Genomic DNA, 25,430 nt, shown 5'->3' with positions numbered 1-25,430 from the left:
GAGCATGGACATGCACATCCCCGGATTCGACATCGACGGCGAGATTGGCCAAGGCGCCATGGCCAGCGTCTACCTGGCCACCCAGCGCTCACTGCAGCGCAAGGTGGCGTTGAAGGTCATGGCCGCGAGCCTGGCCGCCGACCCGACCTTCTGCGAGCGGTTCTTGCGCGAAGGCCGTACCCTGGCCCGCTTGGCGCATCCGCACATCGCCACCATTCACGACATCGGCAATGTGGGCGAGCTGTACTACATGGCCATGGAGTTTCTGCCCAGCGGTACGCTCAAGGAGCGCATCGCTGACGGCCTGACGCCGCAGCAGGGCCTGTTGTATGTGCGCCAGATCGCCCAGGCGCTGGGCTATGCCCACGCCCAGGGGCTGGTGCACCGTGACGTCAAACCGGCCAACATCCTGTTCCGCGCCGATGGCACCGCCGTGCTGTCGGACTTCGGCATCGCCAAGTCGCTGGATGATCGCACCCAGTTCACCCAGGCTGGGTTTGCTGTGGGCACACCCAGCTACATGAGCCCGGAACAAGCCCGCGGGCTTGAGATCGATGGCCGCGCCGACCTCTACGCGTTGGGCGTGGTGCTGTATGAAATCCTGGTCGGCAAGCTGCCGTACAACGGCACCGATGCGCTGTCCACGGCGTTGGCTCACTTGACCGAGCCACTGCCGGAATTGCCCATCGAGCATGGCCGTTACCAGGACATCCTGCGCGGGCTGCTGGCCAAGGACCCGAACGAGCGCTTCGCCGATGCTGCCGCGTTGCTGGCAGCGCTGGACCGCTTGCCAGCAGAAAGCACTGACAGCACTGTCATCCGCCCGCTGCCGCTATCACCAGTGGCACCGGCCAAGCCAGATCTGGCCGGGCTGACGCCGGTGTCTATCGAGATCCCCAAGGCGCCGCCAGCGCCCGAGCCGGTTAGCGCCGCCACTGTCGACAGTGCCCCTGCGCCAGCCGTCAAATCGGCATCGAATAAACCCGCCAAGGCAGTCCTGGCCTTGGCCATTGCTGCTGCGCTGGGCCTGGGTGGGGCGTTCTTCTGGCTGCTCGGCGGCGACCAGCAGCCCGCAGCGCAGGCGCCGCTAGAGCCATCGCCAGTGGCGCAGACCGCCGGTCAAACTGCGCCTGAGCGCACACCGCTCGCCGCCGTCGATGACCAGCGGCCGTTGCTGATGCCCGGCAAGAAGACCCTCTACCAGCGTGTGCTCAGCCAGCCCGGCGCGCAGCTGCTCGATCAGCCTGGCGGCAGTGCTGGCGAGCGTTTGCCAGCGTTCAGCGTGCTCTATGTCTACCAACGCAAGGAGGTCGACGGTAAGCCTTGGATCGAGGTCGGCAGCTCCAGCGATGGTCAGCGCGATGGCTGGCTGCCGGCCAGCGCGAGCAGTGATTGGAAACAGAGCCTGGTGCTCAAACTCACCGAGCGCTCAGGCCGCTCACCGGTGATGTTCATGCGCAATGCCGACGACGTGCAGCGCCTGCTCGATGACACCGGCCAGGCGCGCGAACAGTTGCTCAAGGCGCAGAACCATCCCGAGCAGGTGCCGCAGGTCATGGCGTTGGAGCCGACTGCCAGCGCTGTGCCGCAAGAGCAGTTCTACCTGATGCCGATCTTCGATTTCCGCGAAAGCTTCGATGCTCAGGGCCAGCCGGTGCAACTGCTCAACATCGCCTCGATCGACCCGGGCGCCAGCGCTCGCGCCACCCCGCCGAAGGCCGCCGGGGTGGCGGGTGCCGATGGCAAGGGGTTCCGCACCGGTATCGTGCTGGTGGTGGATACCTCGGTTTCCATGCAGCCCTACATCGACCGCGTGCGCCAAGTGGTCAGCGAGCTGCAACAGCAGTTGGCCGCACGTGGCGAGCTGGACAGCGTCAGTTTTGGCCTGATCGGCTTTCGCAACAGCACCAAGCGCACCCCGGGGCTGGACTACCTGAGCAAGACCTTGGTGAGTCTGGAGCAGGGCCGCGATCCGGCGCGCTTCCTCAAAGCTGCGGCGCAAGTGAAGGCCACCAACGTTTCCAGTCACTCGTTCAATGAAGATGCGTTTGCCGGGGTCATGCAGGCCGTTGAAGGCATGGACTGGAACGGCTATGGCGGGCGCATCGTGCTGTTGGTCAGCGATGCTGGCGCGCTGCGCAAGAACGACCCCTACAGCAGCACCCAGATGAACGAGGCCGAAGTGCGCCAGGCCGCCTTGAGCAAGCAGATCAAGATCTACGCCCTGCACCTGCGCACCCCGGCGGGGCAGAACAATCATGCTGGCGCCGAGCAGCAGTACCGGGTGCTGACGGCCGACAGTAACCCGCAGATCGGCGACCTGTATGTGTCGGTGCCCGGCGGTGACGTCAACGCCTTTGGCGAGCGCGTGCGCGAGATCGGCTCGACCTTCGCCGAGTTGGTCCACCAGGTGCGTAGCCAGCAGCCCCAGCCGGTGCCATTGCTGACCTCGGCGTCGAGCCTGGCAGCCAAGTCGCAGGCCATCGGCTATGCCATGCACATGGATTTCCTTGGCCGCCAGAGCGCCAGCCAGGCGCCGCAACTGGTCAGCGCCTGGACCGCCGACCGCGACCTGACCAACCCTGCGCTGCCCACCTTGCAGGTGTGCGTGATGCTGACCAAGCTGCAGCTCAACGATTTGCAGCAGTCGCTCAAGCTGATCGTCGATGCGGCGCGTAAGACCCGTAGCTCGCCTGGCGATTTCTTCAATGAGATCGCCAGCGCCAGTGCCTACATGAGCCGCGATCCTGGTGCACTGAGCAAGGGCACCAATCTGGCCCAGAGCGGTGTGCTCGGCGAGTACCTGGAAGGGCTGCCGTACCGCAGCAAGTCGCTGAGCATGAGCCAGGACCTGTGGCTGTCGCTGTCGGTCGCCGAGCAGCAAGACTTCATCGACGAGCTCGACTCGAAGATCCGTCTCTACGAAACCTTCCACAACGACATGGCCAACTGGGTGCGTTTCGGCAACGCCGAGCCGGGTGACGCCTTGTACCGTGTCCCGCTGTCGACGCTGCCGTGATGATCAACCTGCACGAGGTGCGCAAGACGCGTGGCGAGGGTAGCCAGCGCTACAGCCTGGAGATCGAGCGGCTGTGCTTGTCGGCGGGTGAGCGGGTGGCGTTGGTCGGCCCCAGTGGCTGTGGCAAAAGCACCTTGCTCGACCTGCTCGCGCTGGTGCTCGAACCTGATGCTGCGCAGGCGTTCAGCCTCGCCCTCGATGGCCGCGAGGAAGATATCGCCGCGCTCTGGCGCAGTCGTCGGCTCGACCGTCTGGCCGCCCTGCGTAGCCGCCATCTGGGCTATGTGTTGCAGGCCGGTGGGCTGTTGGGCTTTCTCGATGTGCGCGGCAATATTCGCCTGCCTCGGCAACTGCTGGGGTTGGACGAGGACGGCAGTGTCGAGCGCCTGGCGCAAGCGCTGGATGTCCACGACCAGTTGGAAAAACGCCCGGGGGCGTTGTCGCTCGGCCAACGCCAGCGCGTCAGTTGCGCCCGCGCCCTGGCCCATCAGCCGGCGCTGCTGTTGGCCGATGAGCCGACGGCGGCGCTGGATCCGCTCAACGCCGAGCGGGTCATGGGCCTGTTGCTGCGTCAGGCCGAGGCACGCCGGGTGACCTGCGTGATCGCCACGCACGACGAACAGCAGGCCCGTGACGCTGGCCTGCGGGTGCTGCGCATGTGCTGTCGGCGTGATGCCGATGGTGGTGTCACGGCGACCTTGGACAGGGCCGCCTGATGCGCCCGCTGCTGATCGCCAGCCTGGCCTGGCAGGACTATCGCAGCGATGCACGGCTGTCGGCCTGCAGCGTGTTGGCGCTGGTGGCGGTGATTGCGCCGCTGCTGGTGCTGTTCGGGCTCAAGTTCGGCTTGGTCGGTAGCCTGACCGAGCGCTTGCAGCGCGATCCTGGCGTGCGCGAAATCATCCCCTTGGGCGGTGGTCGTTTCGATGCCGCGTCCATCGCCAATCTGGCTACCCGCGAGGAGGTGGCATTCGCCATTGCCCGGACCCGGCAGATCGCCGCGACAGCCGAGTTGCGGCTACCGGCTCAGGGCCGTGCGGTGACGGTGGAAATGCTTCCCACCGCTGACGGTGACCCGTTGCTGCAAGGGGCGCCAGTGCCAACCGGCCTGCAACAAGCGGTGCTCAGCTTCACTGCGGCGGAAAAGCTTGGGGTCAAGGCCGGTGACTCGCTACTGGCCAGCTTCAGCCGCCAGCAGGCGGGGCAGTTGCAATGGCGCCAGAGCGAGCTGCAGGTGCTGGCGGTGTTGCCGCTGGCAGCCTTTGAACGCGATGGACTATTTGCCTCGCTGACGCTGCTGGAGGCCGCCGAAGATTATCGCGATGGCCGCGCCGTGCCTGCCCTGGACTGGGCCGGTGAGCGCGAGGCCGATGCCACCCACAGGGTGTATCCGGCGTTTCGCCTGTATGCCCGTTCGCTGAACGATGTCGAGCCGCTGCGCCAGTACTTTGCCGAGCGCAAATGGCTGGTGTCGACCCAGGCGGCGCAGATCGCCCAGGTGCAGTCGCTGAGCCGCAATCTTGACCTGGTGTTCTGGATCATCGCGGCCCTGGCTGTCGCTGGTGCTACCGCCGCCATCGGCGCAGGCGCGGTGGCGGCGGTCGAGCGCAAGCAGCGCGAGTTGGCGGTGCTACGCCTGCTTGGCTTCGGCACTGGCGCACTGCTGCTGTTCGTGGTGCTCCAGGCGTTGTACAGCGGGGTGTTCGCCGCGGCCCTTGGCGGCCTGTTGTATGCCCTGGCCGAGCTCGGCCTGAACCGAATGTTCACCCAGGTGCCGGGCGAGTACGCCAGCCACCTGCTGCCCCTGCACTACCTCGTCGCGCTGCTCGCCGTCCTCTCGGCCAGCACCTTGGCTGCCGCCCTGGGTGGCTGGCGGGTGGCGCGGATCGATGCTTGCGAAGGAATCCGTGATGTCTGAATTTCGCCTCGGGGCGCTGGCCCTGATCCTAGCCACCCTCAGCCTGGGCGCCTGCTCTCAGGCAGAGGATGAACAGCCCAAGGCAGCTGCCAAGGCTGAAACTGGCCAGCCGCTCGCCGCTGACAAGTTGGACAACCCCAAACCCTTGGCCGGGGATGTCAGCCTGCCGCTGCCCTGTGGCGGCGAAATCGTCTTCCGCCCTGTCTATGTATTGGCCCAAGGCAGCCTCGACGATCGTGAAGTGAGCCTGGGTTATCCCTTCAGCGAAGGCGAGGCGGGCTACAAGCAGTCGTTCATTTCTGGCTATCGGCGCGACTTCATCAACGGTCAGTTCAGCCTGGCCGACTTGGCCCCGCAGTGGCAACAGCAGGTCTCGCCGAACTTGCCCAAGGTCGACGCGAAAAGCCCGCTCAAGCCGATGATGTATTTCATCGGCAAGTACGAAGTCACCGCCCGCCAGTATGCCCAGGTGATGGCCCAGGCCCAGGCGCTGGCCAGTGGCGAGCAGCCGCCGGCGTGTGCGCCAGTCACCGACATGGCCGGGCGCCTGCCCAAGGTCAAGCTGTCGCGCTTTGAGGCCGAGCGTTTTGCTGCGGTGTACAGCGCCTGGCTGATGCAGCATCACCGCGCGCTGTTGCCGGTCAGTGGCCGAGGGAGCAAAGCCGAAGACGGCGGCATTGGCTTCGTGCGCCTGCCGACCGAAGTGGAGTGGGAGTTCGCCGCGCGCGGTGGCTCGCTGGTCAGTCGCCAGGAGCTGGAGGGCAGGTTGTTCCCGCGCAAAGTCGAGGGCAGCGACAGCGAAGGGCCGTTGGCCGACTGGGCGGTGTTCAACCAGGTTGCCGGCGGCACAGGCCAAGCGGCACGGCTGTTGCCAATCGGCACCAAGCTGCCGAACCCGTTGGGCTTGTTCGATGTGATCGGCAACGCTGCGGAAATGGTGCAGGAGTCGTTCCAGCTGGTCCATGCCGGGCGCCGCCAGGGCGCTTATGGCGGCTTCGTGGTCAAGGGCGGCAACTACCTGGAAGGCGAGGGCACCTTGTTTACCGGCATGCGCCGGGAGTACCCGCTGTTTGGCGCCGACGGCACCGAGCAACGCAACGAGACCACCGGTTTTCGCCTGGCCATTGGCGCGCTGTCGGCGCCGCGTTCGCGTTATCCGGAGCTGTTCGAGCAGTGGCAAAAGGAGGGTCGCCTGGCCAGCCTGACCGATGCCATCGATGACGCCCAGGACCCGACCAAGCGCTTGGACGGGATCATCGCCAGCGCCACCGACCCGCGCCTGCAAGCCGAACTGGGCCTGGTCAACGAAGAGCTCAAGCGCAACGTCTCGCTGATCGCCCAGCAGCGCGAGGAGGCCGCCGGCAACTTGATCCAGTCCGCAGCCTTGGTGGCCGAAACCATCAACAACTACAACATTCGCCTGACCAACCTGCGCAACACCCAGGCCAAGGCGCAAGCGGCTGGCGATCAGACCAGCGCGCGCATGTACGGCGCCGCCATCGCCAACGGCCGCAGCGCCCTCGATGGCGCGGTGGCGATCTATATCGACAACCTGGCCAGCGGCACGCGCTACACCGACGCGGTGATCCAGGCGCAGTTCCAGCGGGTCAAGCAAGAACTCAATCTCAAGCCGGTCTTGGGCAAGAGCCTGGAGAGCCGCGCCACCCTGTTCGTCCGCCACGTCGGGGAGTACCGCCAGCAACGGCGGGCCGATCCGGCGACGATCCTCAAGGAGCTGCTGGCATCGGCCGCCCCGCGCCCTTGAACGACTGCAATGCAAGCAAGCCATCCCGGGCGGCATGACGCCACCCGGACCTGTACAACCCAAGCGAGAACCTGACCATGCTTTTCACCCGTAACGCTCTGATCAATGCCGCCCAGGCCCGTACCGCACTGCTCCTGGCCGCAGGCTTCAGCACCGTACTGTTGGCCGGCTGTGCTGGCTCGCCGGTCTCCAAGGTCGGTGCCAGCACCAAGGTCGAGTACTACCCAAGCTGCTACGAGCCTGTGCAGCACCTGCGCTCCACCGACTCCGACATGACCAAATCGGTCGCCACCGGTGCCCTGCTCGGCGCGGTCGGCGGCGCGCTGACCGGCGCCCTGGTCGACGGTGACAAGCGCGGCCGCAATGCCGCCATTGGCGCCGCAGGTGGTGCCCTGGTCGGTGGCGCGGCGGGCTACTACACCGAGCGTCAGAAGCAGATCAGCGACGATAAGCAGCGCATCGCCTCGTACGCTACCGACATCGACAAGAGCGCGGCCGACATGGACCGTACCACCACTTACGCCAAGGCTTCGCAGAGCTGCTACCAGCGCGAGTTCGCCAACCTCATGGACGGGCGCAAGGCCAACCGCATCAATGACACCGAAGGGCGCAAGCGCCTGGCCGAGATCGTCGCTGGCCTGCAAGAGTCGAACAACCTGATCAGCGCTGTCAGCGGTCGCCTGGGTGAGAACCTCAACAACTACACCCAAGCCTACGAGCAGGACCTCAAGCAGGTGGGTGTACAGCGCGCCGATGTGACCGTGGTGGCAGCGGCCGAAGCGCCGAAAGCCGCGACCACCGGCAAGAAGGCCAAGGCGGTGAAGAAGACCAAGCTGCCTGATGTGCCAAAAGAAGCCGTCGCTACCGAGAAGACCCTGCAGAACGCCACCAGCAAGAAAACCGAGGCCCAGCAAGTGGCCAAGGCTGGCCAGGATCAGGTCAACGGTATGTGCCGCAACCCAGACATGGGTGACTGGGCGCCGGTGCCTTGCCCGAACGTTTGATGCCTGATCTTCAAGGCAGTTAAGTACCTCGTGGGAGCGGGCTTGGCCCGCGATCGAGTCCGTCACGACGCGGACTCATCGCGGGGCAAGCCCGCCTCCCTATGAGGCACACCCGCCTACTCCTGCAAGGACAGCACTCGTGACAGACCTTTTGGCAAACCCATTGGGTAATACCTCGCAGTTTCTCGCGCGTCAGCGAATCCAGGCACGAATCAACTTGCCGAAGATGTTCGCAGCGATCGATGCCGACCCCCGCATCGTTGGGGCAGGGGTTGTGTACATTGACGCCGACTTCAATGTCATTACCCTGCGTGAATTCCAGCCAATCTGCAGCATCAGGCCCAAGCGCGTGATTTTGCGGGAAATCAACAAATACCAGACCCCCGCGCAGTACACCGAGCAGTTGCAAAACAATCCGCGTGAGTCGCGAGTGGTCAAGGAAGCGATCAACACCTCGCTTTCCTGCGCCGGTGCATTCATCGGCTGGTGGGTGGTTTTCAGCGGGACCATCGCCGCGCCGTTCACTGCAGGTACCAGCCTGGTGCTGACCTATGTCGGCGGTACAGCAGCCGCAGCCAGTACTGCCCAGTGCGCCATTGGGATTATCCGTACGGTGCGCGAAGTGACCAATCCGGCAGCCAACGATGCACTGGATGAAAACCAGTGGTACCAGGCGGCTTCCAAGGTGCTCGATGGCGCGTCGCTGCTGGGCGTCGGGGCTTCGGGGCTGACCACGCTCAAATACCTTCAGGTGCACAAGGCCTCGACCGGGCGCAGCTGGCTTGAGCTGACCCGATCACTCAGCCGGCAGCAGCGCAAAGCACTGACCGATGAGTTGCTTTCGATCAAGCATCCCAGTCTCACGCCCAAGCAGCTCAAGTTACAGCAGGCTGCAGGCACCATGACCAAGCGCTACACGCCCACGCAGATCAACCATGCCACCCAGACGCTTTTGCGTGACTCTCTTGGTGCCACTTTTGGTTTAGCGGGCAGTGCCACGGTGCAGAGCATCGCCGTGGGCCTCTATGAGGAGTTCGAGTGATGATGAAGTTTGGCGAGTTCCAGGACTTCATGCGGCGTTACTTCCCAACGTTCTTGTTGGGCTTTTTCACCTGTGTGATGTCGGGGGCTTTGTCACTGGCTATGTGGATCGATAGTCACTGGCGCAATCATGCGGATAATCCGTTGTACACCCTGATGGGTACGGCAACGCTAGCGCTGTTGCTCTGCGCTGGGCACTTCGCGATGATCCGCGGCCGCAAATGGGCCATGTGGGTTGTTTTGCCCGTCCCGCTCGTGGCGCTGCTGATGGCCTTGAGTCTGTTGGGCAGCGATTTGAATACAGTGCTATTGGCAATCTTGTTGGCGCTGCCTCTGCTGGCCTTGTTGGTGTTCAATGGCAAGCGGCATCGCCAGATGCGGGCTGATTTAATCGCGTTGCGCGCTGCCAGGTCTTGAGATGCGTGGCAACTGTTGCGTCATTCACCTGGCGGGAGTGATGTGTGTCAGGACAATCGCGCAACGTGCAAAAGCCGCTCGGGTTTTCACCGAAGCGGCGTTGTAACTATCAGCGGGTAATCAGTGAATGGGCTCAGAGCGATAGACGAACTTCGACGAACAAGCTCTGTTCGGTCAGTTTGCCCTTGAGCTGCTCGTCACGTGCGTTGATCCGATTGGCGAAGGTGTTGCGGCCCGTCTCGATCTTGCCCATGTCTACGTAGCGGTAACCGCTGCCCAGGGTGATTTTGTCGGTCAGGGCGTAGTCCATGCCCAGGCCCAAACTCCAGGCAAAGTTGTTCTGGCCATTCTTGGCGAACTGGCGCGAAGGGTTGCCCTGGTAGCCCTCAGACTGGACATGCGCCACGCCCGCGCCCGCCATCAGGTACCACGATAATTTGTCGGTCAGGGCAAAATCCTTGAACCCGTTGAGCATCAGGCGTTGGGAGTTGACCTCCATGCGATTGACGTTGGCATCAAAGGGCGACCAGTGAGAGTCAAACTGGCTGTTTTTGCGCAGGGTGTACTCAACCTCCGCACGCCAGCCATCGTCGAAGCCGCGGCCCAGTGCGATAGCGCCATTTAAGTCACGATCATTGCTTGGGCTTTTGATGCGATGGTCAACACGCGGGCTGGTCAGTTCGGCATCATGCAGTTTCTGGCTAGCGTTTTGCAGTCGCAAAGCGAGGTAGGTGTCATCGGCCAGGACCTGGGTGGAAGTCGCCAAGATGGCAAGACCAATGGCATGGAGGGCGAAAGCAGCTTTCATCGAGCGTATCCTGCACTGTGAATGGTGCGTAATACGGTAAGGAGCTGCTTGGAGTGCTGGCTGTAGGAAAACCCGGAAATTTAGCGATATGCGCCGACAGCTTCGTGCCGGATGCTCCGTATCACAGGGCTGTGCCGTGCTTAGGCTGAACCCTCGGCAAAAACACAGTCACTCGCAACCCGCCCTCTGCCAGGTTGCTTAGCACCAGTTTGCCTGCATGACTTAGCGCAATGCGCTGGGCGATGCTCAAGCCAAGTCCATATCCTCCCGTGACTTGGTTACGTGAATTCTCACCACGGACGAATGGCTCGGTAATGGTGCTCAACTGCTGGGCAGCAATGCCTGGGCCGCGGTCCTCGATATGGATGTGGATGCCATGGGGGACTGACTCCAGCGTGATAGAAACCGTTCTGGCATAGCGCAGCGCATTGACCAGGAGATTTTGCAGACACCGCTGAATCAGTATTGCATCCACTTCTATCGTGCCGACCTGACCCTGCACCGGCAGCGGCTCTTCAGCGCTGGCGAGGTCTGCGCACAGGCGAGCCAGCAACCGGTCCATGTCCACCTGCTGCAGGTTCTGCTGCTCGCCGGCACGCAGGTAATCCAGGACCTGGCCGATCATCTCGTCCATCTGCACGATGTTCTGGCGCAGTCGCTCTTTATGTTCGCCCGGCTCAAGCCGTTCCAGGCGCAGGCGCATGCGCGTCAGCGGCGTACGCAGGTCGTGCGACACCGCTGCGAGGAAGTAGGCTTTGTCGTTGACCATGGCAATCAAGCGCTGCTGCATGGCGTTGAAGGCCTGGGCTGCTTGGCGTACCTCTTCTGGGCCGTCCAGCGGCAACGGCGCCTGTTCCAGATTGCTGCCCAAGCCCCGCGCGGCATCGGCCAGGCGGCGTAGCGGGCGCAGGCACAGGCGCACGGCAATCAGGCATACCAGCAGTACCGCGACGATGCGCAAGGCGTACACCCTCAGCAAGTAGTCGCTGATCAGCACCCAGGCCGACTCGCCACTCCAGCCCTGCAGCTCCTCGCCGTCGATGGTCAGCCAGTGACCGTCGGCCAGGGGCATGGCGAACTGGATATGCGCTTGGGCTGTGCGCAGGCCGAACAGGCTGCGCCAGACGATCGGCTGGCCGAGCTCATCGGTCAGCTGCACCTTGAGCAGGCGCGCATGTGCGTCGCGGCCCAATTCGTACGCCAGGGCTTGATCCAGCAGCAACTCGACCCGGTGTCGGCCGCGGCGCTCGTCTGTCTGCGCGACAGGCTCGGACTCGGCGCAGCGTACCTGGTAGTGATTGGGCAACTGCAGGCTGCCAGCATGGCAGTCGGCCTGGGCGATCAGTGGCGCACTGCGGGCCGCGATCAGGCGTACCGGCGCTTCCATGACCTGGGCGAAGCGCACGTCGAACCAGATGCTGCTGGACATCAGCTGGATCACCAGGGTGCCGCTGACCATGATCAGCAGCAGCTGGCCGAACAGGGTCTTCGGCCACAGGCGGCGCAGTGGGCTCGGCAGGCGCATGTCAGCGCTGGGCGCCAGTGAGCAGATAGCCTTCGTTGCGAATGGTGAGAATCTGTACCGCGCCATCCGGGCTGCGCCGCAGCTGCTGGCGCAGGCGGCTGATGCACATGTCCACCGAGCGGTCGTCAGGCAGGTGGTCGCGGCCAAATGCACTGCGCGTCAGCAGATCGCGCGAGACCACCCGGTTGTTGGCATCGAGCAGTTCGCGCAGCACCCGGTAATCGGAGCGCGGCAGGGACAGCGCCTGGCCATCGGGGCAAGTCAGCAGGCGCTTGATGTGGTCCAGGCGATAGCCAGCAAAGCTTTGCTCGTCCTGGGCGAGTGCTTCGACGGCCTGTTCTAGGCGCTGCGGGCGGCGCAGCACGGCCTTGATCCGGGCGATCAGTTCGCGTGGCTCGAAAGGTTTGGCCAGGTAATCATCGGCGCCCACTTCCAGGCCGATGATGCGATCGAAGGTACTGCCCTTGGCCGACAGCATGATCACTGCCAGGCCCGGCTGGGCCTGCAACTGGCGGCACAGGCTCAGACCGTCTTCGCCAGGCAGCATCACGTCCAGTACCACCAGATCGACCTTGTGCCGCGCCAACTGTTGGCGCATCTGCTCGCCATCGGCGGCGGCCAGTACCGCATAGCCGGCATCACTTAAGTAGTCGCAGAGAAGTTCGCGGATTTCGTCGTCATCGTCGACAACCAGCAGGGTGGTGCTCATGGGCCAAGTACCTGTTCGGGGAGCGCCAGCAGTGCTCGTTACGTTCGATTACATGCCCGTACATGCCGGCCATGGTGCGCAGAGGGCGCAGGCCTAGAATCGTATCAAAAAATCATCTGCGAATACGAAGCTTTCCCAATGACTCAGAGCATCAGCCACGCCATGTCACCTTCAGTACGCGGTACTAGCCGCCTTACTCCGCTTGCCCTGTGCATCGCTGCGGCCTTCAGCGCCCAGACCCTGGCCGCCGACAACCAGCCCTTGGAACTGGATGCCACGCAGATCGAAGACAGCGCCCTGCTGCCGGCCGATCAAGCGGGTCAGCTTGGCTATACCGTCGAAAGCACGCGCAGCTCAACGGGCCTGAAGCTTACCCCGCGCCAGACCCCGCAGTCAGTCACCAGCATTACTCGGCAACAGATGGATGACCGCGATATCCACACCATCGAGCAGGCGCTCGACACCACACCTGGGGTGACTGCGAGCAAGATGGAAGTGGGCGGGCGTACCGATTTCCGCGCACGCGGTTACTCGATTTCCAACTGGAAGGTGGATGGCCTGCAGTTTCTCGGTGGCTCTGACTTCAGCGGCGGCGGCAATGCGCTGAACATGGACCTGTACGAGCGCATCGATATCGTCCGTGGCGCCAATGGCTTGCTGGGTGGTACCGGTGATCCTTCCGCGACGGTCAACTTGATCCGCAAAGCGCCGAGCAGAACCTTCGGCGGCAGTGCTTATGCCACCTACGGCAGCTGGGACAAACGCCGCCTGGGCGCCGATTTGAACCTGCCGCTGTCCGAAGATGGCCGCTTGCGGTCGCGCTTTGTGATGACCCAGCAGGATGCCAACTCGTTCCGCGACAACCAGTCCGAGCGCTCCCGCGCCGCCTTGGCCAACTTCGAGTTCGACCTGGATGACGCCACCACCCTCGGCGCCGGTTATCAGTACGAGTACAACAAAGTGGTCGGCGGCGGCTGGGGTGCCAACATCCCCATCTGGTACCGCGACGGCAGCAAGACCGACCTGCCGCGCAGCACCAACGTGGTCCCCAGCTGGAGCTTTGGCGAATACATCACCCGCACCACCTTCGGCTCGCTGGCGCACAGCTTCGACAACGACTGGAGCCTGGACCTGAAAGTCGCCCAGAGTGAAACCGAGGCGCTCAACCACCGCGGCCTGGCCAAGGTCAATTCGGCGGGCCGGGGCAGCTATGGCGGCTATTGGGAGCAGGACGGTAGCGGCGCTGTGCTCAATGGCCTGCACAGCTCCAGCGACACCACCCAGCAGTCGGCGCAGATCGATCTGTCTGGCCCGTTCCAGCTGTTGGGCCGCACCCATCAGGCGATGGTCGGCTACAACGACAGCCGCACCGTCGCCTGGTCGCCGCAGTACACCTGCACCATGCTCAGCGATGATCGCGTCAGTGCCCCGGCCTTAGGCTGTCAGTTCCGCGCCAATAACGGCTTGCCGCTGAGCGATTGGCACAATGGCGTGGACAGCGATTACGCCATGCTCGCCTCCAGGACCGGCCGCCACAGCAAGACCACCACCCGCCTGCAAGGCCTGTACGCCGCCACCCGCTTGAGCATCAGCGATCCGTTGTCGGTGATTGCCGGGGTGCGCAGCACTGACTATTCGGCCACCACCCGCAACGTCAGTGGCGTGCGCAGCAACCAGCAGAACAATGGCATCGTCACCCCTTACCTGGGCGTGGTGTATGACCTCAACGACAACTACTCGCTGTACGCCAGCTACACCGACATCTTCAACCCACAGAGCGAAGAGACCGTCAGTGGTAGCAAGGTCGAGCCGATCCGCGGGCAGAGCTATGAGACCGGCATCAAGGCGGCCTGGCTCGACGGCCGCCTGAACGCCTCTGCGGCTTACTTTCGCACCAAGCAACAGAACAAAGCGGTGCTCGACGACGGCCAGTCCACGCCCACCGGCGGTGATGCCTACACCACCGGCACTGGCCAGGAAACCGACGGTATCGACCTGGAGCTCGCTGGCGCGCTGACGCCGAACTGGAACGTCTATGCCGGCTACACCTACCTGCATTTCCGGCGCATCGACAGTGACGGGCGCAGCGACCCCGCGCACCTGTTCAAGGCCTCGACTAGCTATCGCTTGTCCGGCCCGCTTGAGCGCCTCACCGTCGGCGCAGGTGTCACTGCGCAAAGCAACATCCGCGCGATCTCAAGCCCGGCTGGGCAGCCGGTCAATGGTGTGAGTTCGGGCGCGACCGACGTCAACTGGTCGGGCTACGCAATCTGGAACGCCATGGCCAAATACCAGCTGACCGATGACACGGCGGTGAGCCTCAATGCCAACAACCTGTTCGACAAACACTACTACACCCGCTACGGGTTCTATGCGGGGGCGATCTATGGCGATCCGCGTAATCTGGCGGTGACGGTGAGTACGTCGTTCTGAGGGCACGTGGCCTCTTCCCAAGCACGCTTGCCGCGAAGAGGCCAATCGTGTCTTGAGTATCGGTTGCGCTCAGGCAAAGGGATAAATCAGGCAGTATCTGATGAGGGCCTGTTCAACGCTCTGCTTCTGTCTAAGCACAAGCTCAACAGCTATGGCGTTGTCGACATCATAGATCTCGTAGAAGACCCGGTAGCCATCGACATTTAGTTCACGATACTGAATTACGCCCAGATCGCTGGCTTGGGGGCTAACCGGGTAGCCCGCAGGCGTCGCAACGAGTTTTTCTTCGATGGTGTCGATCAGGCTGGCAATCTTTCCCAGTGCGATATCTGTTCCGTGATAGATCGCCAGGTAGTGAACCTGATCTTCCAGGCTTTGCGAAGCGCAGTCGGTGAAGCGCAGATTGATCGTGCCCATGCGGTAGCCGTTACTCCTTGGCAAATTTCTTCAACAACTGCGCTTTCACCTCTTGCGCGTCGCTGTGTTTTCCCTGGGCGTATTCACGTGACCCCATGGCCAGGAGCTTGACTAAAGCGATAGCTTCATCCCGCCGCTTGCGCTCAGCGTAGGACTCAACGACATAAGCGGGAATACCGTTTTGGGTAACGACCATGGGTTCTTCCAGATCCAAATCGGCGGCATGGCGCTTGAGATAGCTAATAGTTTCGACTCTCATGGGAGCACCTCGTGTTCAGTACGCCTATCCTAGACCAAATTTAGACTGAAACAAGACCGATTGTCGCTTGTGCAGTCAGGGTTTTGCGCACTCCCGCAGCCAATCCATAAATACCGCTAACCGCTTAGGTACGCTATCGAGCACCGGATGCACCAGGTAGTAATCGTAGTGGCCTGAGCGGCAGAACCCACCCAGAGGCAGCACCAGCTCGCCGCTATCCACATGCTTTTGCACCAACTGCTGCCGGCCGATGGCGATGCCGGCGTGGTTGATGGCGGCTGTCACGGCCAGATCGGAACGATCGAAGGTCAGGCTGCGTTTGGGTAGCGCTGCCAGTAGGTCGTGTTGCGCGGCCCATAGCGTCCACTCCGCATCGTAGGCGGCATGATCCCAGGCGAGGGAGTCGTGCAGGGTGGTGCAGTGCTGTAGATTTTGCGGGTTTTCCATCAAACCATGGCGTTGTGCGTATTCAGGGCTGCACACCGGCGCCAGGTGTTCGTGCATCAGCTTGTGGCTGGTCAACCCAGGAAACTCACCATTGGCGTAGTACAGGGCCAGGTCGATCTTGCGCGTGCGAAAGTCGACATTGTCATTGCCCACGCGCAGATCCAACGCGATAGAAGGGTAACGTTCGATGAAATCAGCCAGCTTCGGCACCAGCCAACACTGGGCGATGGACGGCCTCACGTACAGCGCGATCGATCCAGTGACGTCGGCTTGGGACGGGGGCTCAAGCGCCTCGGACAAGTCGCCCATCGCCTGCTGAAGTATCGCGAAGATCCTCTCGCCTTCATCGGTCAGGGCGACCTGGCGGGTCAGCCGCTGGAACAGTTTCATCTCCAGCGCCTCCTCCAGCCGACTCATCCTATGACTCACGGCACTGGCGGTGATGCACAGCTCCTGCGCTGCCCGAGCGAAGCTCAGGTGCCGAGCCGCCACCAGAAACGTATGCAGGTTGGCGAACTGGCTGCTGTTAAGCCGGGAGCTGATACGCGGCGGAAGGTTGAGCACGGTTTCCCTCAAGCTTGCGGTTGGGCCAGCAGTTCCCGGCCCTTGGCCAGATACGCCTGCATTTCATCGTCGGGCACCCTGTTGCCCCCGGTTGCCCACACCAGGTGGGTGGCGTTGGCCATGGCTTGGCGATCCAGGCCCAGGCGTGCCAGGTAACCCTGCTGCTCAGCAAGGACTCTGGCAATACCGGGCACACCGGCCAGTGCCGAAGGCTCAAGACGCAGACCCTCGCTGCGCTCCATCAGCGCCAGCAAACTGTACATTTCCTCGTCGCTGACCGTGTAGAAACCATCGAGCAAACGCTGCATGGCCTTGCCGACGAACCCCGAAGCGCGGCCCACCGCCAGGCCATCAGCGGCAGTTACATTGTCGATGCCGAAGTCCTGCACACTCACCTGGTCATGCAGCCCGGTGTATACGCCCAGTAGCATGCAGGGCGAATGGGTCGGCTCTGCGAAGATGCAATGCACCGCATCGCCAAACGCCAGCTTCAAGCCAAAGGCCACGCCCCCTGGTGCGCCACCAACGCCGCAAGGCAGATAAACGAACAGCGGGTGTTGTGCATCGACGCGAATGTTCGCCGCCGCCAATTGCAGTTTCAGGCGCTCGGCGGCCACCGAGTAGCCGAGGAACAGGTTGACCGAGTTTTCATCGTCGACAAAGTGGCAGCCAGGGTCGGCCTCGGCTTGCTGGCGCCCCTGGGCAACCGCCACGCTGTAGTCGCTGGCGTACTCGACCACTGTCACCCCGTGCGCGCGCAGCGTGTCCTTCTTCCACTGCCTGGCATCTGCCGACATGTGCACGGTCACCTGGAACCCCAACGCGGCGCCCATGATGCCGATCGACATTCCCAGGTTGCCGGTCGAGCCGACGGCAATCTTGTACTGGCCAAACAACGCCCGCGCCCGCTCGCTGTCGAGCAGCGCGTAGTCATCATCGAGCGTGATCAGCTTGGCGGCCAGGGCCAGGTCTTCGGCATGCTTGAGCACCTCATAGATGCCGCCGCGCGCCTTGATCGAGCCTGAAATGGGCAGATGACTGTCGCGCTTGAGCCATAGCGCACCGGTCAAGGTTTGGCCGTATCGCTCGCCGAGCAATGGCTGCAGCTGGGTCAGCGGCATGATGTCGGATTCGATAATGCCGCCGCTGCTTTGCGTTTCTGGGAAGACGCGTTGTAAGTAGGATGCGAACCGCGTCAGCCTCGCGCTGGCATCGGCCACATCTGCCGCTGTCAAGCCTACATCAACCAGGGCTTGTGGGGTCGGTACTACGCCGGGGTTGAACCAGGTGGTCTGTTGCAGCGCGACCAGATCGCGGATCAACGGAAAACGGGCATACCACTGTTCGAGCGTGCTTCCCAGAATCATGACGGGGTCCCTGTGCTTGGTCTGTATGAAACCTGTTCTGCATTAGAAGGCACAGCGCGCAGGGGTGACAAAGGATTGATGTTCAGGGGGTCGATGATTTGCGGTCATCTGTTGCCCTCGAGGCATGGCAGTCTGCTGTGCTGATAAGGGTTGACACTGCTCCCCCGGCTTTGCCCCTAAGCCAGCAGTCTCTCGCTGCTAGTGGCATCCACCGCCGCATCCAGCTCAGCCCCAGCCAAATGCTTTGCATAGTGCTCCATCAGCTCCGACTCCCAAGAAGCGACCTCGTCCAAGATGCCTGCCGCCTCATCTTCCGTCAGTGCAAAATGCTTATGCTGGCTAAGCAGGTTAGCTCGACTTAGAAGGGTACCGTTGATACCCACATCCATCGACAGTCCCTGTGCAGGCCCCTCTCCCAGTACGGGAAGAACGTCATACATAGGAGAGAGGCGCCAAGCTCCTTCCTGCCAGATCACAGCATGGTTGCGAGGATGATCGTCGCTGTTCCCTACCAGAGCGTTGTAGGCCATTCGCCTGTAGAGCGCCTGCCTATCAGAATCTGGCGCGCCTCTGCGGTACAGCTCATCGGCGAGTGCCGCATAGATCCACCCGTTATTTCGATGTGCATGCCATTCGGCATCGAGAAGAGTTAAGCCGCTCATCATCGGGATGCGCCGAAACCTTGCATCATGCTCTGACCATTTTCGGTCAAATCGCTCCACTAGCAGCGTGTTGCCTTTTTCACTTTGGTGGAGTGTAGTCCGGGCGACATTCATCCCCTTGGTAGCCGCAAAAGTCATGCAGGCATACTCAAATTTCGGCAGGTCGTAGTGATCAAATTTGTCGCGTGGCTTAGCGAGAATCAGCTTGTGATCAAAACGGTACGTGCGCTTGGGCCTGGCACCACCAACAGCTGAGCGCTGATCCCGTATTCTTAATGCCTCCAGCTGCTCAGCGCTCAGCTGGCCGTCATAAATCGCAGCGCAAACATCTATGAAGTGATCGAGCCCTTTGGCTTCAAGCATTTTCATAGGCCTATCGCCTATACCCGGCCTCGGTGTGCGAACTTCGCCAGCCATGATATTTCCAGCGCGATCTTCGTTAGGAGATAACAGCAGAAGCTGGATCGGAGTGAGTTCTCCCGTTCGGGTGCGGCGCAGCAGTCGTTCTCCCCAGCCATCTGGCATCGCATCATCAATGAACCCGGGAACGCCGCCATTCTTATGTACCTGAATGGGTCGAGCGGAGAGCGGATATCGTATCGGATCAGGCACCCAACGCTTGGCCTCCACGATCTCCGGCGCATAGACGAAGGTTCCCGCGCCACCAGCAAGGGTCAGCCTACCCAACGTCACGGTTTCACCCGTTTCCGGACACTCCATGTAGATGTAAGCGCGTGACATTAGAAGTCCTCCGCTTTGCTGCGCGGCAGCTTTACCCGCTTGGTCATGTTGGTTTCTAAAGAGTTGAGATCAAGCGCAGGGTCGTCGATCAGCGCTTGGAAAACCCGGTCAGAGATCCCAACGGTAAACAGCGCGAGCATGAAATCGCGTAACGAAACACCTTCAGCCTTGCCCCCCTCGAGGTGACGAACAGCTCGGAGAGAAATTCCAGCCAGCTCGGCAAGGTCAGCCTGACGTATCCCCATGCGCAGACGCGCCTCCTTCATCAGAAGGCCTATACGGTAGAGCACAGAGGTACTTTGAACGGGGAAAAAGCCTTTCATAAGGTGGCACCAAGCGATATCCGACAGAGGATAAGGTAGCACTAAACGCACCCTAAGAAAGGGTTAGCCATATTAAGGTAACTAATTGTGGCATCTTAGATAATATAAAGTGCTATAAAACGATATCTTACTGAGAGGTGGAAGCCAGCATTCTAAGTCACGTCTCAGATACTGGGCGGTAGATCTGCCAGTTCGACACCAGTCTCGTCAGATGTGGCGACAGCATCTCTGTAAGGCGCGTGGGTGGGCGACCTTTGTAGCCTTCGATGTGTGCCAGTAGCTCTGGTAGCCGTGATAAGGGTAGTCCCGGTCGGTGAGTTACCCGCCATCGAGGTCGTGAGAAGGGGGGGCGCAGTGATCAGCCGCAGCATGCAGGTAGTTCATGACCCTTGAGCGCCACGTGGATGAGGCCGCGCTTCGTCAAAGCTTCCAGTGGCGGCATGAGCTCATGGGGGCGAGCTCAACGATTGCCCTGAGACCCTGACTAGCGCTGGCTACCCTCGGAATCCGACGGAACGCCAAAACGAAAAAACCCGCCAGAAGGCGGGTTTTTTGGGGGTTCCAGAGATTTTGAAAGCTTTCTATGGAACCTTGAATGGTGCCGGCACCAGGAATCGAACCCGGGACCTACTGATTACAAGTCAGTTGCTCTACCATCTGAGCTATACCGGCACAGGGGCGTCATTATAGCGATCGGTTGGCCGCTGTAAATACCTTCCGTGCGATCTTTGCATAAAGACCTAAGTTACCGCGCCGAAAGGAGAAATTTCCTACCAGCCGCGGTGGATGGTATTGACGCTTGGCTCGGGCGTGGCGGGGTTGAAAAACAGCTTGTCGTTGTCGCACCCGCGCTTGCGGCAAGGCGTCTCGGTGCGCAGCGGTAGGCCATGGTCGCCGCCCAGCTGCATGCCGGGGGTGTTCCAGCCCAGGTCAGTGGTTTTTGGCGTGGGGGCGTTGTTGGCGCAGCCGCCGAGGGCCAGGGCGAAGCTCAGCAGGGCGAGGGGTTTGGCTTGGATCACGATTTCGAAGTCCGTTCGTAGGTCTGGTTATTTCTGAGTGCAGGTGCGCAGTGATGGCAATTGTAACCCAGTGGATTTGTTCGGTGGGCACGTTGCCAGCTCCCATTTCGCGCTATGCCGCAAAACGCTTATGCACAAGGGGCATGCCAGCGTTGCGCTGAAGGCATGCCGTTGGTCGTCACCGCTGGTCTTTGCGCAAAGGCCTGTTTTTGCTGGGTTTGAAGATTCGAGAGGTGGCGCGCAAGGCTTTAAATAGCACCTTGGATCCGAAATTATGCAGTGTTCATCAAAAGCTTGTGCACAGACTTATCCACAGGTTTTTCCACCTTTTAGCTCGGCCATTAGCATCAGGTTGCGAGGGGTAAGTGGGTACTCGCAGAACAAGCCAACCTGCACGTTGTAACCCTGTTCTTGCAGGAACAGCGCACGATCGAGCACCAGCCACAGCTCCAAGGGCCGTCTGAACAAGTTGCGCACTTGCTCCAGGTTGCGCACTTGCGCCAAGCGTTGCCAGCCGGCAGCCTCCAATGCAGCCCAGTTGGGTTCGCCGCTGAGCGTCAGTTGCTTGAGTTCGGCCAGGTCTCGGCAGTACTGGGCAAAGGGCTTTTCCAGCCAGCTGACGGGCAGGGACGGGGTTGGCAGGTAGTCGTCGCTTTGGCGTTGCTCGCGTTGCAGCAGGTCAAAACCCAGTCGCCGTGCCATTGAGGTATCTCGCTGGCGGCGTACGCGGGCGCCAGCGGTGACTGTTTCGCTCAAAGGCAGGCCGAGGTCATCCAGGTCCAGCTGCAAGGTCGAGGCACTGGCGGCTGTGGACATCGGCTGGTAGTGCTCGGCCTGGATGCGGTTATAGCAGCAGGGGGCCACGGCGACGTGCTGGCAGCCCTGCTCGGCGGCTAGGCGCAGCAGGCGGACATGTAGATCGCCACAGGCATGCAGGGCGACCACGCTTTTGCTGCCATCCAGGTGACGGGCGCTGTCTGCGGCCATGACATCCTGATGCTGGTGGATGGCTGGGAGCTGATGGCGATCGCTCAAGGCCTGGCCGGCTGCGACCAGCGCGGCATCGTATTCAAGGCAGGTCAGTTGTTGGCCGGGCTGCAACAGGCGGCGTCCGAGGTGGCCTTTGCCTGAGCACCAATCCAGCCAGTGCTGGGTGTGCTGGCGAAAACTCAGGCGGCGGCTGAAGGCTTCGATCTGTTGCCATTTGCGGCCGGGCACGCCCACGTCGAGGCGGTGGCCGGCAGGGGGAAGGCCTGCGTCAGGTAGCTCGCCGAGCTCGCTCAGGTGCTGGGCTTGGGTGGCCAGCTCGGGGAAAGGGGCGGGCAGTTGGCTGGGGTCGAGTTGGGCGTCGGCGTCTTCTAGCGAGCGTTGGCGCAACCAGGTCGAGAGCTGTGGGTGTTGGGCTTCCCAGGGTAGCTGTAATGAGGTGAACGGCCTTGATTTCCACAGGTGTTGGTGCTCGACGATGAATGGGTCGAGGGCCTGGAAGCGTTCGAGGAGTTGAGCGCTGTGGAGCAACGGCGTGGTTTTCATGGGCGTTGGGCGTTGGAAGTCAAAGGGTGTCAGTGATGGCCTCATCGCGGGGCAAGCCCGCTCCTACGGAGTCAGTAGGAGCGATGAGGCCGTTACTGACTCAGCGCCCTTGGCAGGCGTCCACGCGCAACCAGCGTTCCAGCAGCTTGAACCCCTGCACCAGCAAGAACGAGATCAGCAGGTAGAACAACCCGGCAGCAAAGAAGATCTCCACCGGCAAGTAGGTGCGGGCGATGATGGTCCGTGCCATGCCGGTCAGTTCCAGCAGGGTGACGGTACTGGCCAGGGCGCTGGCCTTGAGCATCAGGATCACTTCGTTGCTGTACGCCGGCAGGCCTATGCGCGAGGCGCGTGGCAGCATGATGTAGAACAGCGTCTTGGCCCGCGACATGCCCAGCGCGCGGGCCGCTTCGATCTCACCCTTGGGGATCGCCTGCAACGCACCACGCAGGATCTCGGCGATGTAGGCGGCAGTGTGCAGGGTCATGGTCAGCACGGTGCACCAGAAGGGATCGCGCAGGTAGGGCCACAGCGCGCTGCTGCGCACCGCATCGAACTGGGCCAGGCCGTAGTAGACCAAAAACAGCTGCACCAGCAGCGGGGTGCCGCGGAAGAAGAAGATGTAGCCGTAGGGCAAGGCGCGTACGTACCAGTGCCGCGAAGCGCGGGCGACACCCAGCGGGATCGCCAGGATCAATCCGGCGATGACCGCGATAGCCACCAGCTCCAGGGTCAGGGTTGCGCCCTGGGCGAGGCGTGGCAGCCATTTGATGATGACTTCCCAGTTCATTGTTCGGCCCTCACGAAGCCGCGAGCGGCGCGTTTTTCCAGGAAGTACATGCCGGTCATGGCGATCACGGTCAGGCTCAGGTAGATGCAGGCCGCAACCATGTAGAAGGTGAACGGCTCCTTGCTCACGGTCACCGCGATCTGCGAGTGACGCATGATTTCTTCCAGGCCGATCACCGACACCAGCGCGGTGTCTTTCATCAGGATCATGAACAGGTTGCCCAGGCCCGGCAGGGCAATGCGCCACATTTGCGGGAGGATGATCCGCGAGAGGATGCGGCCCTTGGACAGGCCCAGGGCCAAGCCCGCTTCACGGTGGCCCTTGGGAATCGCCAGGATCGCGCCACGGAACACTTCCGTGGCGTAGGCGCCAAAGCACAGGCCCAGGGCGATTACGCCCGCAGCGAAGGCACTGAGCTCAAGGCCGGGAATATTCAGGGCTTCGCCCAGGCTGTTGACCAGGCCAACAGTACCGAAATAGATCAGCAGGACCCACAGCAGCTCAGGTACGCCGCGAACCAGGGTCGAGTAGAAGCCGCCAAGCCATTGCAACGGCTTGATCGAAGAAGTCTTGGCCAGTGCGCCGAGCAGGCCCAGGACCAGCCCCAGCAGCAGGGCGCAAAGCGCCAGTTTTACGGTCATGAAGGTGCCAGCCAACAAGGCCGGACCAAATCCGTGCAGGTCGATATTCATGGGTAGATGCGTTCTAGGGACCGACACGCCGCAAGGGCGTGCCGGTCGGGGCGAATCATTCGATGCTGAACGGGAAGTACTTGTCGTTGATCTTCTTGTACGTACCGTCGGCTTTGATTTCTTTCAGGGCGGCGTTGAGGTCGTTACGCAGCTTGTCGTCACCCTTGCGCACGGCGATGCCGATCTTGTCGGACTCTTCTACAGGCTCGCCCTTGAACTCGTAGTTCTGGCCGTCCTTGCTCTTGAGCCACTCGTACTGCACGTACTTGTCGGCGAGGATGCCGTCGATACGGCCGGACAGCAGGTCCAGGTAGGCGTTTTCCTGGGTGTCGTACAGCTTGATCTGAATATCATCGCCGTAGTTGTCTTCCAGCCAGGTGCCGGCCAGGGTTGCACGCTGGGTACCGATGATCTTGCCCTTGAGCGAGGCCTTGTCGGTTTTGAAGTCGACGTTCTTCGGCGCGATGAACTGCAGCTTGTTCGAGTAGTAGGGGTCGGTGAAGTCGACCGCTTGCTTGCGCTCATCGGTGATCGACAGCGATGACACCAGGAAGTCGAACTTCTTGGCGTTCAGGGCGGGGATGATGCCGTCCCAGTCGGAGGTGACCACCGAGCACTCGACTTTCATCTTCGCGCACAGGGCGTCGCCGATGTCTTTGTCAAAGCCCACGACGTTACCGCTGGCATCCTTGTTGTTGAACGGCGGGTAAGCCGCTTCGATACCCATGCGCAGTTTTTCCGCGGCCATGGCGTTGGCCGAGAAGACCAGGGTGGCGGCGGCGGCCAGGAGGAATTTCTTGTAGGTCTGCATGTATTGCTCCGTTAGCGGTGGCTGGACATGAATTGCTTGCAACGCGCCGAGTTCGGGTTTTCAAAGACCTGCTGCGGCGTTCCTTGCTCTTCTACCAGGCCCTGGTGCAGGAAGACCACTTCACTGGACACCTGGCGGGCAAAGTTCATCTCGTGCGTCACCAGCAGCATGGTACGGCCTTCGTCGGCCAATGCGCGGATAACGTTAAGCACTTCCTGGACCATTTCCGGATCGAGCGCCGAGGTCGGCTCGTCGAACAGGATGACCTTGGGCTTCATGGCCAAGGTACGGGCAATGGCGGCACGCTGTTGCTGGCCACCGGAAAGCTGGGCGGGGTAGCTGTGACGCTTGTCATAGATGCCAACCTTGTTCAGCAGCGCTTCGGCGTGTTCGATCGCCTCGGCCTTGCTCTGGCCCAGCACCCGGCGCGGCGCCTCGATGATGTTGTCGAGGATCGACATGTGCGGCCACAGGTTGAAATTCTGGAAGACAAAGCCGATTTCGCTACGCAGGCGATTGATCTGGCGGTTGTCGGAGGGGATCAGGTCGCCATTTTTGGCTGCCTTGAGCTTGAGCTCTTCGCCGGCGACGAGGATCTGCCCCTGGTGCGGGTTCTCCAGCAGGTTGATGCAGCGCAGCAGGGTGGACTTGCCGGAGCCGGACGACCCCAGGATGGAGATCACGTCACCGTCACGGGCGGTCAGCGAAATGCCCTTGAGAATTTCCTGCTCGCCGTAGCGTTTGTGCAGGTTGCGGATTTCTAGCGCGGGCGTGGCCTCGGCCATGTGCGGTCCTCATGTGTTCGGGTGCGTTCCCAGCTGTTGGCGGCCTTCCTGGCGAGCGCCACGCTAGCATAGCGGCTCAGTGACATCCAACCGGGTCGCAGGGGGCTCGGGTCGCTGGCGGGACAGTTTGTCGCATCGCTGCAGCGCAACGTCGCGAGGATGTCCGCAGACCTTTGCGCCCAGCACCAGAGCCTTGATGAAAAAAGGCGCGATGGTGCCAGCTTTGGCTAAGCCTGGGAAGCCGTTTTTGGCCTCTTAGCGGCTAGCCCGCTCTTACAAATACCCCATAAACCTCAAGGAGTGCGCCAAACCCTTGGCAGCGGGCTTGCCCGCGAAGGATTCGACGACTACTTGAGGGTTGCGCCGAAGGGTTGCACTTTT

At 61.9% G+C, this 25,430-nt stretch carries 23 protein-coding genes, 1 tRNA gene and 1 pseudogene; 8 read left to right on the top strand and 17 right to left on the bottom strand.

Annotation, left to right across the window (positions count from 1 at the left end; genetic code table 11):
* Positions 1-4: 4 nt before the first annotated feature.
* From ACF8K2_RS06455 to ACF8K2_RS06425, 7 genes are all read left to right on the top strand, one after another.
* Positions 5-3,019, top strand: a complete 3,015-nt coding sequence (locus ACF8K2_RS06455) for a protein kinase (protein ID WP_392463972.1) — start codon at positions 5-7, stop codon at positions 3,017-3,019.
* On the top strand, positions 3,019-3,735 hold the full coding sequence (locus ACF8K2_RS06450; protein WP_392463970.1) for an ABC transporter ATP-binding protein: 717 nt from the start codon (positions 3,019-3,021) through the stop codon (positions 3,733-3,735). Before ACF8K2_RS06455 ends, ACF8K2_RS06450 begins: the two co-directional genes overlap by 1 nt.
* Positions 3,735-4,937: an ABC transporter permease gene (locus tag ACF8K2_RS06445; protein ID WP_392463968.1), complete on the top strand. Its 1,203-nt coding sequence runs from the start codon at positions 3,735-3,737 to the stop codon at positions 4,935-4,937. The genes ACF8K2_RS06450 and ACF8K2_RS06445 overlap by 1 nt, the downstream gene beginning before the upstream one ends.
* Positions 4,930-6,702 carry an SUMF1/EgtB/PvdO family nonheme iron enzyme gene (locus tag ACF8K2_RS06440; RefSeq protein WP_312155701.1) on the top strand — a complete coding sequence of 591 codons (1,773 nt, stop codon included), beginning with the start codon at positions 4,930-4,932 and terminating at the stop codon, positions 6,700-6,702. Before ACF8K2_RS06445 ends, ACF8K2_RS06440 begins: the two co-directional genes overlap by 8 nt.
* Before the next feature lie 77 nt (positions 6,703-6,779).
* A complete protein-coding gene (gene tagQ, locus ACF8K2_RS06435) occupies positions 6,780-7,706 on the top strand; it encodes a type VI secretion system-associated lipoprotein TagQ (RefSeq protein WP_392463964.1) in 927 nt (308 codons plus the stop codon).
* A gap of 151 nt (positions 7,707-7,857) precedes the next feature.
* Complete coding sequence (locus ACF8K2_RS06430) at positions 7,858-8,748, top strand: NAD synthetase (protein WP_392464024.1); 891 nt, start codon at positions 7,858-7,860, stop codon at positions 8,746-8,748.
* Positions 8,748-9,164: a hypothetical protein gene (locus ACF8K2_RS06425; protein ID WP_392463962.1), complete on the top strand. Its 417-nt coding sequence runs from the start codon at positions 8,748-8,750 to the stop codon at positions 9,162-9,164. Before ACF8K2_RS06430 ends, ACF8K2_RS06425 begins: the two co-directional genes overlap by 1 nt.
* Before the next feature lie 133 nt (positions 9,165-9,297).
* Here the strand turns inward: ACF8K2_RS06425 and ACF8K2_RS06420 are convergent, their stop codons facing one another.
* The 3 genes from ACF8K2_RS06420 to ACF8K2_RS06410 all read right to left on the bottom strand — a co-directional run bounded on the left by ACF8K2_RS06420 (position 9,298) and on the right by ACF8K2_RS06410 (position 12,206).
* Positions 9,298-9,972, bottom strand: a complete 675-nt coding sequence (locus tag ACF8K2_RS06420; protein WP_264235249.1) for an outer membrane protein — start codon at positions 9,970-9,972, stop codon at positions 9,298-9,300.
* 121 nt (positions 9,973-10,093) lie between these two features.
* Entirely contained in the window at positions 10,094-11,497 is a 1,404-nt protein-coding gene (locus tag ACF8K2_RS06415; RefSeq protein ID WP_392463959.1) for an ATP-binding protein, read from the bottom strand.
* A 1-nt stretch (position 11,498) separates the two neighbouring features.
* Entirely contained in the window at positions 11,499-12,206 is a 708-nt protein-coding gene (locus ACF8K2_RS06410; protein ID WP_186552814.1) for a response regulator, read from the bottom strand.
* 138 nt (positions 12,207-12,344) lie between these two features.
* Between ACF8K2_RS06410 and ACF8K2_RS06405 the strand changes: the two genes are divergently transcribed.
* Positions 12,345-14,639 (top strand): TonB-dependent siderophore receptor, encoded by a 2,295-nt coding sequence (locus ACF8K2_RS06405; RefSeq protein WP_392463957.1) that lies wholly within the window; start codon positions 12,345-12,347, stop codon positions 14,637-14,639.
* A 69-nt stretch (positions 14,640-14,708) separates the two neighbouring features.
* Here ACF8K2_RS06405 and ACF8K2_RS06400 read toward each other — a convergent pair whose 3' ends face one another.
* The 14 genes and pseudogenes from ACF8K2_RS06400 to ACF8K2_RS06335 all read right to left on the bottom strand — a co-directional run bounded on the left by ACF8K2_RS06400 (position 14,709) and on the right by ACF8K2_RS06335 (position 25,049).
* Entirely contained in the window at positions 14,709-15,056 is a 348-nt protein-coding gene (locus ACF8K2_RS06400) for a type II toxin-antitoxin system RelE/ParE family toxin (RefSeq protein WP_186552812.1), read from the bottom strand.
* A gap of 10 nt (positions 15,057-15,066) precedes the next feature.
* Entirely contained in the window at positions 15,067-15,315 is a 249-nt protein-coding gene (locus ACF8K2_RS06395; RefSeq protein ID WP_392463954.1) for a type II toxin-antitoxin system Phd/YefM family antitoxin, read from the bottom strand.
* Between the two features lie 75 nt (positions 15,316-15,390).
* Positions 15,391-16,326, bottom strand: coding sequence for a DNA-binding transcriptional regulator DsdC (gene dsdC, locus ACF8K2_RS06390; protein ID WP_392463953.1), 936 nt, complete (start codon positions 16,324-16,326; stop codon positions 15,391-15,393).
* An 8-nt stretch (positions 16,327-16,334) separates the two neighbouring features.
* Positions 16,335-17,693: a D-serine ammonia-lyase gene (gene dsdA, locus ACF8K2_RS06385; RefSeq protein WP_392463952.1), complete on the bottom strand. Its 1,359-nt coding sequence runs from the start codon at positions 17,691-17,693 to the stop codon at positions 16,335-16,337.
* 176 nt (positions 17,694-17,869) lie between these two features.
* A complete protein-coding gene (locus ACF8K2_RS06380) occupies positions 17,870-19,096 on the bottom strand; it encodes a type II toxin-antitoxin system HipA family toxin (protein ID WP_392463950.1) in 1,227 nt (408 codons plus the stop codon).
* A complete protein-coding gene (locus tag ACF8K2_RS06375) occupies positions 19,096-19,419 on the bottom strand; it encodes a helix-turn-helix domain-containing protein (protein WP_392463948.1) in 324 nt (107 codons plus the stop codon). Before ACF8K2_RS06375 ends, ACF8K2_RS06380 begins: the two co-directional genes overlap by 1 nt.
* A 208-nt stretch (positions 19,420-19,627) precedes the next feature.
* Positions 19,628-19,899: pseudogene (locus ACF8K2_RS06370) on the bottom strand (integrase); the annotation flags it as partial.
* Between the two features lie 116 nt (positions 19,900-20,015).
* Positions 20,016-20,091: transfer RNA gene (locus tag ACF8K2_RS06365), tRNA-Thr, on the bottom strand.
* A gap of 98 nt (positions 20,092-20,189) precedes the next feature.
* Positions 20,190-20,438 (bottom strand): hypothetical protein, encoded by a 249-nt coding sequence (locus ACF8K2_RS06360; RefSeq protein WP_264235256.1) that lies wholly within the window; start codon positions 20,436-20,438, stop codon positions 20,190-20,192.
* A gap of 306 nt (positions 20,439-20,744) precedes the next feature.
* On the bottom strand, positions 20,745-21,971 hold the full coding sequence (locus ACF8K2_RS06355) for a methyltransferase (RefSeq protein WP_392463946.1): 1,227 nt from the start codon (positions 21,969-21,971) through the stop codon (positions 20,745-20,747).
* A 100-nt stretch (positions 21,972-22,071) separates the two neighbouring features.
* Positions 22,072-22,761, bottom strand: coding sequence for an ABC transporter permease (locus ACF8K2_RS06350; RefSeq protein ID WP_186552806.1), 690 nt, complete (start codon positions 22,759-22,761; stop codon positions 22,072-22,074).
* Positions 22,758-23,453, bottom strand: coding sequence for an ABC transporter permease (locus tag ACF8K2_RS06345; RefSeq protein WP_264235259.1), 696 nt, complete (start codon positions 23,451-23,453; stop codon positions 22,758-22,760). Before ACF8K2_RS06345 ends, ACF8K2_RS06350 begins: the two co-directional genes overlap by 4 nt.
* 55 nt (positions 23,454-23,508) lie before the next feature.
* Positions 23,509-24,264, bottom strand: coding sequence for an ABC transporter substrate-binding protein (locus ACF8K2_RS06340; RefSeq protein ID WP_368972652.1), 756 nt, complete (start codon positions 24,262-24,264; stop codon positions 23,509-23,511).
* A gap of 11 nt (positions 24,265-24,275) precedes the next feature.
* A complete protein-coding gene (locus ACF8K2_RS06335) occupies positions 24,276-25,049 on the bottom strand; it encodes an ABC transporter ATP-binding protein (protein ID WP_186552803.1) in 774 nt (257 codons plus the stop codon).
* Positions 25,050-25,430 lie beyond the last annotated feature (381 nt).

Origin of the sequence: Pseudomonas sp. xss_2, assembly GCF_043104195.1 — a bacterium.
Lineage (GTDB): Bacteria > Pseudomonadota > Gammaproteobacteria > Pseudomonadales > Pseudomonadaceae > Aquipseudomonas > Aquipseudomonas urmiensis.
The sequence above is the reverse complement of the archived record's forward strand: the minus strand, read 5'-3'. Positions and strand labels throughout refer to the sequence as shown.

Excerpts from the sequence above, each read along its gene's own strand:
- ACF8K2_RS06455 (WP_392463972.1), top strand. The coding sequence starts at position 5 with ATGGACATGCACATCCCCGGATTCGACATCGACGGCGAGATTGGCCAA.
- ACF8K2_RS06450 (WP_392463970.1), top strand. The coding sequence starts at position 3,019 with ATGATCAACCTGCACGAGGTGCGCAAGACGCGTGGCGAGGGTAGCCAG.
- ACF8K2_RS06445 (WP_392463968.1), top strand. The coding sequence starts at position 3,735 with ATGCGCCCGCTGCTGATCGCCAGCCTGGCCTGGCAGGACTATCGCAGC.
- ACF8K2_RS06440 (WP_312155701.1), top strand. The coding sequence starts at position 4,930 with ATGTCTGAATTTCGCCTCGGGGCGCTGGCCCTGATCCTAGCCACCCTC.
- tagQ (WP_392463964.1), top strand. The coding sequence starts at position 6,780 with ATGCTTTTCACCCGTAACGCTCTGATCAATGCCGCCCAGGCCCGTACC.
- ACF8K2_RS06425 (WP_392463962.1), top strand. The coding sequence starts at position 8,748 with ATGATGAAGTTTGGCGAGTTCCAGGACTTCATGCGGCGTTACTTCCCA.
- ACF8K2_RS06420 (WP_264235249.1), bottom strand. The coding sequence starts at position 9,972 with ATGAAAGCTGCTTTCGCCCTCCATGCCATTGGTCTTGCCATCTTGGCG.
- ACF8K2_RS06415 (WP_392463959.1), bottom strand. The coding sequence starts at position 11,497 with ATGCGCCTGCCGAGCCCACTGCGCCGCCTGTGGCCGAAGACCCTGTTC.
- ACF8K2_RS06410 (WP_186552814.1), bottom strand. The coding sequence starts at position 12,206 with ATGAGCACCACCCTGCTGGTTGTCGACGATGACGACGAAATCCGCGAA.
- ACF8K2_RS06405 (WP_392463957.1), top strand. The coding sequence starts at position 12,345 with ATGACTCAGAGCATCAGCCACGCCATGTCACCTTCAGTACGCGGTACT.
- ACF8K2_RS06400 (WP_186552812.1), bottom strand. The coding sequence starts at position 15,056 with ATGGGCACGATCAATCTGCGCTTCACCGACTGCGCTTCGCAAAGCCTG.
- ACF8K2_RS06395 (WP_392463954.1), bottom strand. The coding sequence starts at position 15,315 with ATGAGAGTCGAAACTATTAGCTATCTCAAGCGCCATGCCGCCGATTTG.
- dsdA (WP_392463952.1), bottom strand. The coding sequence starts at position 17,693 with ATGATTCTGGGAAGCACGCTCGAACAGTGGTATGCCCGTTTTCCGTTG.
- ACF8K2_RS06380 (WP_392463950.1), bottom strand. The coding sequence starts at position 19,096 with ATGTCACGCGCTTACATCTACATGGAGTGTCCGGAAACGGGTGAAACC.
- ACF8K2_RS06375 (WP_392463948.1), bottom strand. The coding sequence starts at position 19,419 with ATGAAAGGCTTTTTCCCCGTTCAAAGTACCTCTGTGCTCTACCGTATA.
- ACF8K2_RS06355 (WP_392463946.1), bottom strand. The coding sequence starts at position 21,971 with ATGAAAACCACGCCGTTGCTCCACAGCGCTCAACTCCTCGAACGCTTC.
- ACF8K2_RS06350 (WP_186552806.1), bottom strand. The coding sequence starts at position 22,761 with ATGAACTGGGAAGTCATCATCAAATGGCTGCCACGCCTCGCCCAGGGC.
- ACF8K2_RS06345 (WP_264235259.1), bottom strand. The coding sequence starts at position 23,453 with ATGAATATCGACCTGCACGGATTTGGTCCGGCCTTGTTGGCTGGCACC.
- ACF8K2_RS06340 (WP_368972652.1), bottom strand. The coding sequence starts at position 24,264 with ATGCAGACCTACAAGAAATTCCTCCTGGCCGCCGCCGCCACCCTGGTC.
- ACF8K2_RS06335 (WP_186552803.1), bottom strand. The coding sequence starts at position 25,049 with ATGGCCGAGGCCACGCCCGCGCTAGAAATCCGCAACCTGCACAAACGC.